The sequence below is a fragment of the Myceligenerans halotolerans genome (genome assembly GCF_054782975.1).
On sequence record NZ_BAAGRL010000034.1, the window covers coordinates 37,941 to 51,072 of the forward strand.

10 protein-coding genes are annotated in these 13,132 nt (G+C 72.8%); 2 read left to right on the top strand and 8 right to left on the bottom strand.

The genetic code is table 11. The features are described 5' to 3' along the window. Position 1: 1 nt before the first annotated feature. Positions 2-415, bottom strand: a complete 414-nt coding sequence (locus tag ACYVK5_RS20360; RefSeq protein ID WP_460707807.1) for a roadblock/LC7 domain-containing protein — start codon at positions 413-415, stop codon at positions 2-4. Then, on the bottom strand, positions 412-2,238 hold the full coding sequence (locus tag ACYVK5_RS20365; protein ID WP_460707808.1) for an ATP-binding protein: 1,827 nt from the start codon (positions 2,236-2,238) through the stop codon (positions 412-414). The genes ACYVK5_RS20360 and ACYVK5_RS20365 overlap by 4 nt, the downstream gene beginning before the upstream one ends. A 247-nt stretch (positions 2,239-2,485) precedes the next feature. Between ACYVK5_RS20365 and ACYVK5_RS20370 the strand changes: the two genes are divergently transcribed. After that, complete coding sequence (locus tag ACYVK5_RS20370) at positions 2,486-4,639, top strand: prolyl oligopeptidase family serine peptidase (protein ID WP_460707809.1); 2,154 nt, start codon at positions 2,486-2,488, stop codon at positions 4,637-4,639. Between the two features lie 120 nt (positions 4,640-4,759). On the opposite strand, the gene mnmA is transcribed toward ACYVK5_RS20370, so the two are convergent. From mnmA to ACYVK5_RS20390, 4 genes are all read right to left on the bottom strand, one after another. Further along, positions 4,760-6,046 (bottom strand): tRNA 2-thiouridine(34) synthase MnmA, encoded by a 1,287-nt coding sequence (mnmA, locus tag ACYVK5_RS20375; RefSeq protein WP_460707810.1) that lies wholly within the window; start codon positions 6,044-6,046, stop codon positions 4,760-4,762. Beyond that, positions 6,043-7,203 (bottom strand): cysteine desulfurase family protein, encoded by a 1,161-nt coding sequence (locus ACYVK5_RS20380; RefSeq protein WP_460707928.1) that lies wholly within the window; start codon positions 7,201-7,203, stop codon positions 6,043-6,045. The genes mnmA and ACYVK5_RS20380 overlap by 4 nt, the downstream gene beginning before the upstream one ends. Before the next feature lie 274 nt (positions 7,204-7,477). Continuing rightward, the gene (locus ACYVK5_RS20385; protein ID WP_460707811.1) at positions 7,478-9,595 is read right to left on the bottom strand and encodes a PhoX family protein; all 2,118 of its coding nucleotides are present in this window, start codon (positions 9,593-9,595) and stop codon (positions 7,478-7,480) included. 89 nt (positions 9,596-9,684) lie between these two features. Next, a complete protein-coding gene (locus ACYVK5_RS20390) occupies positions 9,685-10,776 on the bottom strand; it encodes a ThiF family adenylyltransferase (RefSeq protein ID WP_460707812.1) in 1,092 nt (363 codons plus the stop codon). A 103-nt stretch (positions 10,777-10,879) separates the two neighbouring features. Between ACYVK5_RS20390 and ACYVK5_RS20395 the strand changes: the two genes are divergently transcribed. After that, positions 10,880-11,296 (top strand): hypothetical protein, encoded by a 417-nt coding sequence (locus tag ACYVK5_RS20395; protein ID WP_460707813.1) that lies wholly within the window; start codon positions 10,880-10,882, stop codon positions 11,294-11,296. Positions 11,297-11,327: 31 nt separating this feature from the next. Here the strand turns inward: ACYVK5_RS20395 and ACYVK5_RS20400 are convergent, their stop codons facing one another. Both ACYVK5_RS20400 and ACYVK5_RS20405 read right to left on the bottom strand, forming a co-directional pair. Continuing rightward, positions 11,328-12,311 (bottom strand): electron transfer flavoprotein subunit alpha/FixB family protein, encoded by a 984-nt coding sequence (locus ACYVK5_RS20400; RefSeq protein ID WP_460707814.1) that lies wholly within the window; start codon positions 12,309-12,311, stop codon positions 11,328-11,330. A 10-nt stretch (positions 12,312-12,321) separates the two neighbouring features. Further along, complete coding sequence (locus ACYVK5_RS20405) at positions 12,322-13,095, bottom strand: electron transfer flavoprotein subunit beta/FixA family protein (protein WP_460707815.1); 774 nt, start codon at positions 13,093-13,095, stop codon at positions 12,322-12,324. Positions 13,096-13,132 lie beyond the last annotated feature (37 nt).

A 13,132-nucleotide genomic window follows, 5' to 3' on the forward strand; every position in this document is an offset into this window, starting at 1 on the left:
GTCAGTTCTCCCTGGCCTCGGTACCCAGGGTGCGTTCCCCGATCATCAGGACCTGTGCCTGCATCTGCTGCGCGACCAGGGCCGGGTCGATGCTCGACTCGGTGACCACGGCGAGCCGCGAACCGTCACCGGCACCGCGGACGAACAGGAAGCCACCGTCGAACTCGACGACGATCTGACGGATCGTGTCGCTCGTCCCGAACTCCCTGCTCATACCGATTCCCAGCGCCGCCAGGCCGGCGCAGGCGGCCGAGACCTTGTCCGCGACGTCCAGCGGCGTCTGGTCGGTCCGCACCTTCATCAGGCCGTCGGACGTGAGCACCACGACGTGGCGCACACCGCGCACGCCACTGATGAGCTCGAGCATCCAGCTGTTCTCGTCGGCCTGTGTCATGCCTTCGGCCTGCGTGGTCATCGGTCCTCCGAAGTCGCGCCGGCGTCCGCCGACGGATCGCTGCTGTCAGTTGCGTTGCCGGGCGTCGGGTCGACGCTGAAGAAGGCTCCCATCCACTGTCCCGCCTCCTCCGCCGTCTGCTGCCGGACGTGCCTGGTGTGTCTGCCGTTGGACTCCCCGGATCCTGCGGGTTCGATGGTTTCTGCCTCCTCGCGACGTGAGCGCCGCTGCGGCAGCGCGATCGGCTCCGGGAACTCGTCGTCGTCCGTGCCCCTGCGGGCCGGACGGATTTCCGGGGCCGATGCGCCCGGCGATGGGGTGGTCGTCGTGTCGAGCCCGTCGAGGGGCTCGCGACCGCGCGGCGGCCGGTCGGTGACGGTCGCCGACGCCGACGGCGTCGACCATGGTTCGTCGCTCAGCGTGGACTCCTTCTCGTCGACCGCGTCCGTGGCGGCGCTGTCCGCGAATCCGCCGAACTTCCCGGCGGAGTCGGTCCCCTCGTCGGCCGGCGCCGCCTCGGGGGTGGCGGAGACCACCGGCATGGCCCCGGAGAACGGTGTGACCGGCGCCGTCGGCCCCGTGGTCCGGCTCGCCGCCGGAACGTCGGCGGAGGCCGAGACGTCGGCGATCGCGGTCGCCGCCGACACCGTCCCGCGGGTGGGCAGGCTCGGTGCCGTCGGCACCGGCGGGACGCGCACGGCCTCGCCACCGCCGGTGTTGCCGAGGTTGGACGGCGCCACCGGCTCGGTGAGCTCGCCCGGGATCATCACGATCGCACGCAGGCCGCCGTAGACGGACTCGGTGATGTCCACGCGGAACCCGTGCCGCCGCGCGTAGGTGCCGACGACGGCGAGGCCGGTCTGCGGGATCTCGCCCAGGTCGGTGATGCTCACCTGCTTCTTGCCCGAGGCGATGTCGCGCGCCTGGTCGAGCTGCTTGGCGTCGAGGCCGACACCGCAGTCGTCGATCTCGACGACCGCGCCGCGCTGCACCTGGCGCAGGGAGACGAGCACCTGCGTGGTGGGCGGGGAGGACTGCGTGGCGTTCGCCAGGAGCTCGGCCACGAGGTGGATGAGCGGCTCGACGATCCGCGCGGAGACGGCGACCCCGGGGTCACCCGAGACCTCGACGCGGTGGAAGGCGGTGATGCGCCCTGCCGCGCCCTGCACGACGTCGGGCAGCGCCAGCGGCTCGTTCCACTGCTGGCCGGGCCACTCGCCGCACAGCGCGGCGAGGCTCTGCGCCTGTCGCGCCTGCTGGGCGGCGGCGTGGTCGACACGCATCGACGTCTGCAGGATGTCCGGGTCCGTGGGGTGCCGCTGCACCATGCGCGACGCCTCCTCCTGGATGCGGTGCGCGGACGCCTGCACCTTGCGCCCCAGCGAGACGACGGCGACCTGGACGGCGTCGCGCCGCGCCACACGCTCCTCCTGGACCTGGGTCAGCGCGATCCCGGCCTCCTCCAGCCGCTTGAGCGCCTGGTCGTCGTCGATCCGGGGCAGCGGCGGCACCGGGTCGTTCGCGAGGAAGGCGGGCAGCTGCTGCGTCACGAGCGCGTCGAGGGCCGCGCGACGCTCCTCGGCGATCTTCTCGAACACGTGTGCCCGGTGCACGTACATCCGGCTCTCGGCCACGTCGGTGTTGGCGCTGCGCTGCGCGATGATCGCGGCGACCACGGCAAGGATGATGGCGGCGACTCCCACGATCCAGCCGAGGGTCTTGCCGCCCCACTGCGACGTGTAGAGAGCAGGTGCCACCAGGACGAAGGCGGCGACGCCGACGACGCTGACCCAGGGCGCGACCTGGCGCAGCCTGCTCGGCGGAGTGGAAGACGTCGAGCTCACAGAGCCGGTCCCCTCATGTTGGATTTCATCGTCAGAGAGCCACGCGGGACGAGAAGACGCTTCGTGGCCCTCCTCGCCGACATGGCGCGACGAAGGCGGAGCAGCCCTCATCTGGGTTCGAGTTCTACCACAGGAAGAAATCCGGCGGTACCCCTCAATCGTGGTGTGAACAGGAATTTTCCCCCGGAACGGCCACCCTCTGCGCCCGCACGACCGCGCCTGGCCTGTGAAAAGTTAGTGTTCCCTCATGACTGCTGCACCCGGCACCCCGCTCGATCCTTCCGGCGACCCGTACACCGGGCTCGAGAACGTCTCCGGCGACGAGGCCCTGGACTGGGTCCGCGAGCGCAACGCGCACATGTCGGACGCGCTCGGCGGCGAGCTGTTCGACGAGATCGAGAAGCAGGTCCGGGAGGTGCTCGACGCCGAGGACAAGATCCCGCACGTGTCCCAGATCGGCGAGCACTACTACAACTTCTGGCGCGACGCGCAGCACGTGCGCGGGGTGTGGCGGCGCACCACGCCGTCGTCGTACGCGACCGACCGGCCGGACTGGGAGACGGTCCTCGACCTGGACGCGCTGGCCGAGGCGGAGGGCGAGAGCTGGGTGTGGCACGGCGCCTCGGTGCTGCGTCCCACCCCGGAGCAGCTCGCCGCCGGCGAGCCGTGGCGTCGCGCGCTGGTGGACCTCTCCCCGGGCGGGTCGGACACGGATGTCACGCGAGAGTTCGACCTGGTCGAGAAGCGGTTCGTGCCCGCCGCGGAGGGCGGGTTCGTCCGGCCTGCCGCGAAGGGGAGCCTGGGCTGGGTCGACGCGGACACGGTGTACCTGTCCACGGACTTCGGCGAGGGTACGACGACGACGTCGGGCTACCCCCGGATCGCGAAGCTGTGGCGCCGCGGCACGCCGCCGGAGGAGGCGGTGACCGTGTTCGAGGGCGAGGAGACGGACGTCGTGGTCTCGGCGCGGCGGTCGCACACGCCGGGGTTCGAGCGCGACCTGGTGGTGCGCGTGCCGACGTTCTACACGAGCGAGACCTGGCTGGTGACCGGCGTCGGGACGCCGGAGCAGGAGACGACGCGGATCGACGTCCCCGACTCGGCGAACGTCGGGCTGCACCGGGAGTGGCTGCTCGTGCGGCTGCGCGAGGACTGGGACAGGTACCGGGCCGGGTCGCTGCTCGCGGCGCCGCTCGACGCGTTCCTGGCGGGGTCGCGGCAGCTGACGGTGCTGTTCGAGCCGACCGCGACGGCGTCCCTCGCCGGCACCGCCTGGACGCGCCACCACCTCGTGGTCAACGTCCTGGAGGACGTCACCAACCAGCCCTACGTGCTGACGCCCCCGGACGTGCCGGAGGGCCCCGACGGGGCCGCCGCCGTGCTGGAACGGCCGTGGACGCGGTCGGAGCTCCCGGTGTCGGGCGAGCTGCTGTCCGTCGGGGTGAGCTCGGTCGACGCCGTCGACTCCGACGACGTCTGGGTGACCACCGCGGGCTTCCTGACGCCGCCGACGCTGGCCCGGGGAACCGTCGTCCCCGACGCCGGACCGGACGGCGGGCCCGCCACGCCGGTGCCGCTCAAGGCGGCCCCTGAACGCTTCGAGGGCGGCGGCCTCGTCGCGCGCCAGCGGTTCACGACGTCCGACGACGGCACCCGGGTGCCGTACTTCCTCGTGGGCCGCTCCGACGCGCTCGACGGGGACGCCACCGCCCCGACCCTGCTGTGGGGCTACGGCGGCTTCGAGATCGCGCTGCAGCCGGCCTACTCGGGCACGATCGGCCGCGCGTGGCTGGAGCGGGGCGGCGTCTACGCGGTCGCGAACATCCGCGGCGGCGGCGAGTACGGCCCCGCCTGGCACCAGGCCGCGCTGCGGGAGAAGCGGCACAAGGCGTACGAGGACTTCGCGGCCGTGGCCCGCGACCTGGTCGCCACCGGGGTCACCGAGCCGCGTCGCCTCGGGATGGAGGGCCGGTCCAACGGCGGCCTGCTCGCCGGGAACATGCTCACGCAGTACCCGGACCTGTTCGGCGCGGTCATCGTGGGCGTGCCGCTGCTCGACATGAAGCGGTACTCCCACCTGCTGGCCGGAGCCTCCTGGGTGGCGGAGTACGGCGACCCCGACACGGACGACTGGGAGTTCCTGCGCGGCTTCTCGCCCTACCACCTGTTCTCGCAGGACCGGGAGTACCCGCCCGTGCTGCTCACGACGTCGACCAAGGACGACCGCGTGCACCCCGGCCACGCCCGGAAGCTCGCGGCGCTCATGCTCGCGCACGGCAAGGACGTGACCTACTACGAGAACATCGAGGGCGGTCACGGCGGCGCGGCGGACAACGCCCAGGCGGCCTACATGGCGGCCACCCACTGGACGTTCCTCTGGAACCGCCTGGCGGAAGCCTGACCGGCTGCCGACCACGCCATCGTGTGCCGACCACGCCATATTGCCCGGTGGTAACGCTGCCATGAGACGGAATGGCGTGGTCGACGAAATGGCGTGGTCGCGGCCCTGAGACGACGGGGGTCAGGCGCGCCAGGAGGTCGTGACCGTGGCCTGGCCCAGGACCTGGGTGCCGCGGTAGGCGACGACCGACTGGCCCGGGGCCACGCCGCGGAGCGGGTCGCCCGTCAGCTCGATCTCCATGGTGGTGTCCGGCGCAGGTGCGTCCGGTGTCGCGGTATCCGGTCCCGTGGCGCCCGACGGCGGTCCAGGGTTGCGCCCGGCGACGGCCGGCACGTCCCCGGTGGTGACTGCGCGGATGCGGGCCGGGACCGGGGTGCCGTGGGCGCGCACCTGGACCTCGGCGTCGAACCAGCCGTCGTCGTCGGCCGGCACGCCGGAGCCGCCCGGGGTGGCGTCCAGGACGCCTTCGAACCAGATCGCCTTCTCGCCGGCGATCCGGTTCACGCTGAGCAGTTCGGCGGGGCCCACGACGATCGTGTTGGTCGAGGTCTGCACGTCGACGACGTAGCGCGCCTTCCCGTCCGCGCCCGGGCGGCCGAGCCCGAGCCCCTTGCGCTGGCCGACCGTGTACGCGTAGGCGCCGTCGTGCTCGCCGACCACCTCGCCGGTCGTGTCGACCACGGCGCCAGGCTTCGAGCCGAGGCGCCGCTGCAGGAAGCCACGGGTGTCGCCGTCGGCGACGAAGCAGATGTCGTAGGAGTCGGGCTTCGCGGAGACGGACAGGCCGCGCTTCGCCGCCTCCGCGCGGACCTCGTCCTTGGTCGCGAACCCGCCCAGCGGGAACATCGCCCGCGCCAGGCGTTCCGGTCCCGCCACGGCCAGCACGTACGACTGGTCCTTGGCCGTGTTCGGCGAGCGGTGCAGTTCGCGGACCACACGGGCCGCGCGTCCGCCGGGGGCGTGTTCGTCGTCCCCGGGAACGCCACCGGCGTCGTCCCCCGCCACCTCGCGCGTCTCGATCCGGGCGTAGTGGCCCGTCGCGACGGCGTCGAAGCCGAGGGCCGTCGCCTTGTCGAGCAGTGCCTCGAACTTGATGTGCTCGTTGCAGCGCACGCAGGGGTTGGGCGTGCGGCCGGCCCCGTACTCGGAAAGGAAGTCGGCCACGACCGTCTCCTCGAACGTCTCCGACAGGTCCCACACGTAGTACGGGATGCCGAGCACGTCCGCGGCGCGGCGGGCGTCGCCCGCGTCCTCGATGGAGCAGCAGCCGCGCGAGCCGCTGCGGAACTGGTCGCGGTTGCGCGACAGGGCCATGTGCACGCCGACGACGTCATGCCCCGCCTCCACCGCGAGCGCCGCGGCGACGGCGGAGTCGACGCCGCCGGACATCGCTGCGAGGACCTTCACGCGCGACCACCTCCGACGAGTCCGGCGGCGCGGGCGCGTTCGACCACCTGGGGCAGCGCGGCGGCGAGTCGTTCGACGTCGGCCCGCGTGGAGGTGGCGCCGAGCGAGAACCGCAGGGCGCCGCGTGCGGCGGTCTCGGGGATGCCCATGGCGAGCAGGACGTGCGAGGGCTGGGGCACGCCGGCCTGGCAGGCGGATCCGGTGGACGCCTGGACGCCGGCGGAGTCCAGCAGGTAGAGCAGGGAGTCGCCCTCGGCGCCGGGGAACGCGAAGTGGGCGTTGCCGGGCAGTCGCCCGCCGGGGTCGGCCTGCGGGTCGGGGCCGCAGAGCATGGCGTCGGGGACGACGGCGCGCACCTGGGCGACCAGCAGGTCGCGGAGGGCGGCGACGCGCGCGGCATGGGTCTCGCGGACGGCGACGGCGTCGCGGACGGCGACGGCGAACGAGGCGATCGCGGGCACGGCGAGGGTCCCGGAGCGGACGCCGCGTTCCTGGCCGCCGCCGTGCAGGACGGCGTCGAGCGGGAGGTCGCGACGGGCGAGCAGGGCGCCGACGCCGGCGGGGCCGCCGAGCTTGTGCCCGCTGACGGTCATGGCGTCGGCCCCGGAGTCGGCGAAGTGCACCGGCAGCTGGCCCACGGCCTGGACGGCGTCGACGTGGACGGGGATCTGGTGATGCCGGGCGACGCGGACGACGTCGCGGACCGGCTGGACCGTCCCGACCTCGTTGTTCGCCCACATCACCGAGACGAGCGCGGTCTCGCTCGCGTGCTCGGCGAGTTCCGCGCGCAGGGCGTCGAGGTCGACGCGGCCCTCGGCGTCGACGGGGAGGAGCACCACCTGCGCGCCGGTGTGGCCGGCCAGCCAGAAGGCGGGGTCGAGCACGGCGTGGTGCTCGACGGCGGACACCAGGATGCGGGTGCGGCGCTTGTCCTCGGCGCGGCGGCCCCAGAACATGCCCTTGATCGCGAGGTTGTCGGCCTCGGTGCCGCTCGCGGTGAAGATCACCTCGCTGGGGCGGGCCCCGAGCGCCTCGGCGACCGTCTCGCGGGCCTCCTCGACCGTGCGCCGGGCGGCGCGGCCGGCCGAGTGCAGCGAGGAGGCGTTGCCGGTGTGGCGCGTGTGCTCGACGAAAGCCGCCAGCGCCGCCGAAGTCATCGGCGTCGTGGCGGCGTGGTCGAGGTAGGCACCGGTGTCCGGAGGCCCGGAGCTCTCCGGGTGCCCGGCGACGGGCTCGGTCAGGGAGGCTGTCACGTCCATCAAGTCTACGAACCGCGAGAGGGTGCTATTACTTCCCGCCGCGGCGCCAGCGTGCAGCCGGCGTGCGGCCGGGGATGCCGCCGCGGGTGTTCTCGACGCGCCGGGCCGGCGTCGTGGACGGTGCCACGACGCCGGGCCGGAGGTACTCAGGGGGCACCAGGGTGCGTCACCATCAGCGGCGGCCGCGCTTCTTGTACACCTGGACCGTCGACGGGCGGGGCCCGCGCCACGAGCCCACGGGCCCGCTCTCGCCCTCGTCGAGGTAGTCCGGGAAGTAGGACGTCTGCCCCGCGAACGAGCCGTCGTCGCCCGGGTGCTGGACGTTGACGTAGACCATCTTGTCGCGCACGTCGATGAGCGGGCCGCACGCCTCCGCCCTGCGGGGCACCGAGAGGAACTGCTCGACGTTGCCGCGCTCGCGGCCGGTGAGCGTGACCTTGAAGATGCCGTCGCACTTCTGGATCGCGGAGGGCTGGCCGTCCGTCGAGATCCACAGGTTGCCGTCGGTGTCGAACGCCACGTTGTCCGGGCAGGAGATCGGCGACACCTTGTCGGCCGGGAAGCCCGAGAAGTACGTGGAGTCGTTCACGCTCGGGTCTCCCGCCACGAGGAGCAGGTTCCAGGCGAACCAGGTGGACGTCTGGTCGCCCTCGACGATCTCGACGATGTGCCCGTCGCGGTTCTCGTTGCGCGGGTTCATCTCGTCGGCGGGCGGGCGCCCGTCGGTGCCGCGCTGCGAGTTGTTGGTGCAGGCGATGTAGACGTTGCCGGTGAACGGGTTCGGCTCCACGTCCTCGGGGCGGTCCATCTTCGTGGCGCCCACGGCGTCCGCCGCGACGCGCGTCCAGAGCAGGACCTCCTCGACCGACATCCCGGGCACGGCCGACTCGCCGTCGACCACGAGCGGCAGCCACTCGCCGGTACCGTCGAACGCGCCGTCGGACGGCACGGTGCCGGAGCCGTCGATCTCCTCGGCCGGGGAGTCGCCCAGGAACTTCGCGACGTACAGGTCGCCCTCGCTCAGGAGCGTCTTGTTGTGGGCGCGTGCCCAGTGGCTGTGGCCGTCGCGCATCGCGTTCTTCGAGACGAACTTGTACACGTAGTCGAAGCGCTCGTCGTCGCCCATGTAGGCCACGATCCGCTTGTCCGGCGCCACGATGACGTTCGCGCCCTCGTGCTTGAACCGGCCCATCGACGTGTGCTTGACCGGGGCGGCCGACGGGTCGTACGGGTCGATTTCGACCACCCAGCCGAAGCGGTGGTGCTCGTTCTCGTAGCCCGGGTTCGAGGTGTCGAAGCGCGGGTCGTCGAGCTCCCAGCCGTACCGGGTGCCCGAGTTACCGAGGCCGTAGCGGGCGTCGCGCGGGTCGTTGCCGGCCACCTTGAAGTAGCCGTGCCAGTTCTCCTCGCCCGACAGCACCGTGCCCCACGGCGTGGTGCCGCCGGCGCAGTTGTTCAGCGTGCCGCGCACGGTGATGCCGTCCGGGTCCTCGACCGTCCTCATGAGGTCGTGGCCGGCCAGCGGGCCGTCGATGGTGAACTCCGTGTCCATGTGCACGCGGCGGTTCTTCGGGGCGACGCGCAGGTAGGTCCACGGACCGCCCTCGTACTTGCGCGTCACCTCGACCACGGACATGCCGTGGGCGGCGCGCGTCACGGCGCGCTTGGTGGCGTCGTCGTAGGACTCGTCGAACATGATGTTCGGGTTGGTGTACTCGTGGTTCGTCACGAGCAGGCCGCGGCGTCCGCGCCGGGTCTCGACCATCGAGCGGATGTGGCGCGGGTGCTCCGGGAGGATGTCGAGGTAGTCGCAGTTGTAGCCGAACTGCAGCTTCTGCTGCTCCTCGGACTGGTCGGCGATGTCGAAGGCGTGACCGCCGGGCAGGATCGGGTCGCCCCAGCGGATGATGGTCGACCAGTCGTAACCCTGGGGCACGACGACGTCGTCGACGGTCCAGTCCTGCGTCTCGATCGGGCCGAACGACAAGCCCCTGCCGCGACCGTGGCCCTGGCCGGTGAGCGTGCCGGCCGCGGCGGGCTGCGCGCCGATCGCCTCGGCGCCCACCACGACCGCGCCCGCCGCGACGGCCATGCCGCCGAGCATGACGCGGCGCGACAGGGCCTTGGAGGCGACGTCGCGGAAGTACTCGTTGGCGCTCACGTTCGGCGCCGGGTGCGCGCACTGGTCGGCGCACTTCCAGTAGCAGGTGGCGGCGGCACGTTTGCCGCGGGCGTAGTGCGGGGTGGTCGCGACAGGCAACAGCTGACGCGACTCGGGGGCGATCGTCATCGTGGTGACTCCGGTCTGGCGAGGAGGGGGGACGGTCGTCGCCGACGCTAGGAGCGAGCCGTGACCTCGTGCCGACCTGGTGTGAACGCTCAGGTGAACAGGAGGTGACCCGCTGGCGTGACGTCGCTCCAGCCCAGGTCGGCGAGCAGCGCGGCAGCGCCCCGGGATCGCAGGCCCCGCTCGCACACGACGACGACGGGTGCGTCCGCCGGGTGGTCCGCGAGGGCGGGGGGCAGGTCGCCGGCGGCGAGTGCCTCCAGGTCGGCGCGGACGGCGGGGGTCCCGGCGGGGAGCCGCGCGGGCAGTCGCCCGACGTCGACCACCAGCGCGCCGTCAGGCAGGTGCGTGGTGAGGTCCGCGCTGTCGGGCCCATCGGTCCCGGTCGCTCGTCCGTCGTCGGGCACGGGCGGTGCCGCGGGTGCCGCGAGCGGGATCGTGTCCCAGCCCGACGTCCGCGCGTCGTACACGAGGAGTCGCCCGAGGGCGACGTCGCCCGTGCCGGTGAGCAGCTTGACCGCCTCGACCGCCAGGGCCGAGCCGACCGCGCCGCACGCCGGGCCGAGGACGCCGACCGTCTCGCACGAGTCGCCCTCGGGCGGCTGCGGTCCGAACACGTCCGGGTAGGTGAGGGCGCGGCCGCCGGGCGCGGCGGACCACCACACCGAGACCTGGCCGTCCCAGCCCAGCACGGTGCCCCACACGACGGGCATGCCGAGCGCGGCGGCGGCGTCGGACACGGCGTAGCGGGTGGCGAACGTGTCCGAACCGTCCACGACCAGGTCGTAGCCGGCCAGGATCTCCGCCGCGTTCGAGGCGTCGAGGCGGAGGCGGTGCTCGGCGATCTTGAGGCCGGGGCCGCACAGCGCGCGCAGGGTGTCGGCGGCGGACGTCGTCTTGGGTCGCCCGGCGTCGTCGGGGCCGTGCAGCACCTGACGTTGCAGGTTCGACGGCGCGACGACGTCGTCGTCCACGATGCCCAGCGTGCCCACGCCTGCGGCGGCCAGGTACTGCAGCACCGGCGACCCGAGCCCCCCGGCCCCGATCACGACGACGCGCGCCCCGGTCAGCCGCGCCTGTGCTTCGGGCCCGAACCCGCCGAGCAGCAGGTGCCGGGCGGCACGGCGCCGGTCGCCGGGCGACAACGGCTCGCGGATCGGCACGAGCGGCGGCAGGGACGTCATGGCACCATTCTGCGCCGTGCGCGATGGCGACCGTGATCGCCAGGAGGCCACCCTCAGGCCCCGGTGGCGATTACAGTCGCCAGAGCAGCCAGATCGAGCCGGAGTGGCGATCGTAATCGCCACCCCCGGAGGCATGCTCGCCACGGACGAAAAGCACTTCGCCGGGGACCACGGGCTGGTGAATGCCCTGTTCGGGTACTCCGACACGCGGCTGCCAGGCATCCTGGAGAACATCGTCTGGCTGGAGCTCCGTCGCCGTGGCTACGACGTGCGGATCGGCAAGGTAGGAGCCACCGAGGTCGACTTCGTCGCGGAACGGCACGAGGACAGGATCTACGTGCAGGTCGCCACGACGATCGCCGCATCCGAGGAGACCCGGCGGCGCGAGTACGCCCCGCTGCAGGCGATCGAGGACAACTACCCCAAGTACGTGCTGACGCTCGATCCGCAGGCGGGGGACCGCACGGGCGGCATCCAGCACCAGCGCATCCCGGACTTCCTCCTCGCGAAGACCTACTGATATGCCTCCATGAGCCGGGTTGCTCCGGCGCTCAGGCCTTGTGGTTGCGGATTTCTTCCGCTGCCTGGGGGAGGACGTCGGCCAGTTCGCCGATGACCGCGAAGTCGCAGATCTCGAAGATCGGCGCCTCCGGGTCGCTGTTCACGGCGACGATGTGCTGCGACGCCTGCATCCCACCCCGGTGGTGCGGCGCGCCCGAGATGCCCGCGCCGATGTACACGCGCGGCGCGACGGTGACGCCGGTCTGCCCCACATAGGTGTCCCACCAGCCCTCGAACACCGCGTCGCGCGACGCGCCGACGGCCGCGCCGAGCGCGTCGGCCAGCTCGACGACGGGGGCGAAGTCGCCCTCCGTCCCGCGCCCGCCCGCGACGACGATCGCCGCCTCCTCCAGGGGAGGCCGGTCGCCCACGCGTGCCTTCACCTCGCGCGACGCGAGCGTCACGCCGAGCTCCGGCACCTCGACGGGCAGCGGCTCCGTCTGCGTGTTCACGGGCGTGCCGGCGGGAACGGGGACGACGGCGTTCGCGCGGACGGTCAGCACCGCGACGTCGGTGGTCACCTCGCACGACGTGTCCCACGACCCGGCGAAGACGCGCTTCGAGCCCACGATGCGGCCGGAGGGTCCCTCGGAGACCCCGGCGGCGTCGATGATCAGGCCCGCGTCCAGCGTGCGGGCGGTCAGCGCCGCCGCCTCCTTCGCCGCGAAGCTGCTCGGCAGCAGCACCACGTCGGCGTCGGCGCGGCGCACCGCCGCGGCCAGCGCCGCGGCGACGACGGCGGGCAGGTGCCGCTCGTCGCCGGCGACCACGTTGCCGGCGGCGTCGGAGAACTCCGCCTGGTGCACCGACTCGACGCCGTACGCCTCGAGCTGCGCGAGGACCTCGACGCCGACGCCCTCCAGGGCGACCACCTCGACCGTGCCGAGGCCGCGGGCGATCGTGAAGAGCTCCAGCGCGCTGGTGCGGATCTCGGTGGCCGGGTCGAGCAGGACCAGGACGGTGCGGTTCGTCATCTCGGGTCCCTCAGACCAGGTCGTTCTTGATCAGGTATGCGGCCAGGGCCTTGCCGCCCTCGCCCTTGTCGGTGACGAGCTCCACCTCGGGCCGCTGGGGGCGCGGCCCGGCGCTGAGCACACGCGTGCGGGCGACGGGCGCGTCCAGCCCGATGTCCGACGCCGTCCACGCCTCGCCCTGCTTGCTGCGCGCGGCCATGATGCGCTTGAAGTTGGGCAGCCGGGGCTGGTTCGCGGTGTCCGTCACCGACAGCACGGCCGGCAGCGGCGCGGAGAGTTCCTCGGTGACGTCGTCGTGCTGACGGGTCACGGACAGGACGCCGCCGGACACACCGACCTTCTTCGCGAGGGTGAGCGCGGGGCGGCCGAGCTCGGCCGCGAGCAGGGTCGGAACCACCGAGCCGAGGCCGTCGAGCGCGGCCATGCCGGTGATCACCAGGTCCACCGGGCCCTCGGACTCGAGCTTACGGACGGCGGCGGCCAGGGCCGCGGCGGTGCCGAAGTAGTCGGCGCCGGCGAGAACGTCGTCGGATACGCGGATCCCGCGGTCGACGCCGAGCTGGAACGCCTTGCGCAGCGCGGGGTCGCCGTCGGGCGGCGCGACCGTCAGGGCGACGACCTCGCCCTCCCCGGCCGCCTCGACGATCTGCAGGGCGGCCTCGATGGCGTTCTCGTCGAGCTCGTTGAGGGTGCCCTCGTCGGGCGCGCGGCGGACGCGACAGTCCTCGAAGCCCCGGTCCGTGCTGATGTCCGGGACGTACTTGACCGCGACGACGATGCGCATGAAAGAAACCCTAACCGGGCGGACCGGGCGGCACCCG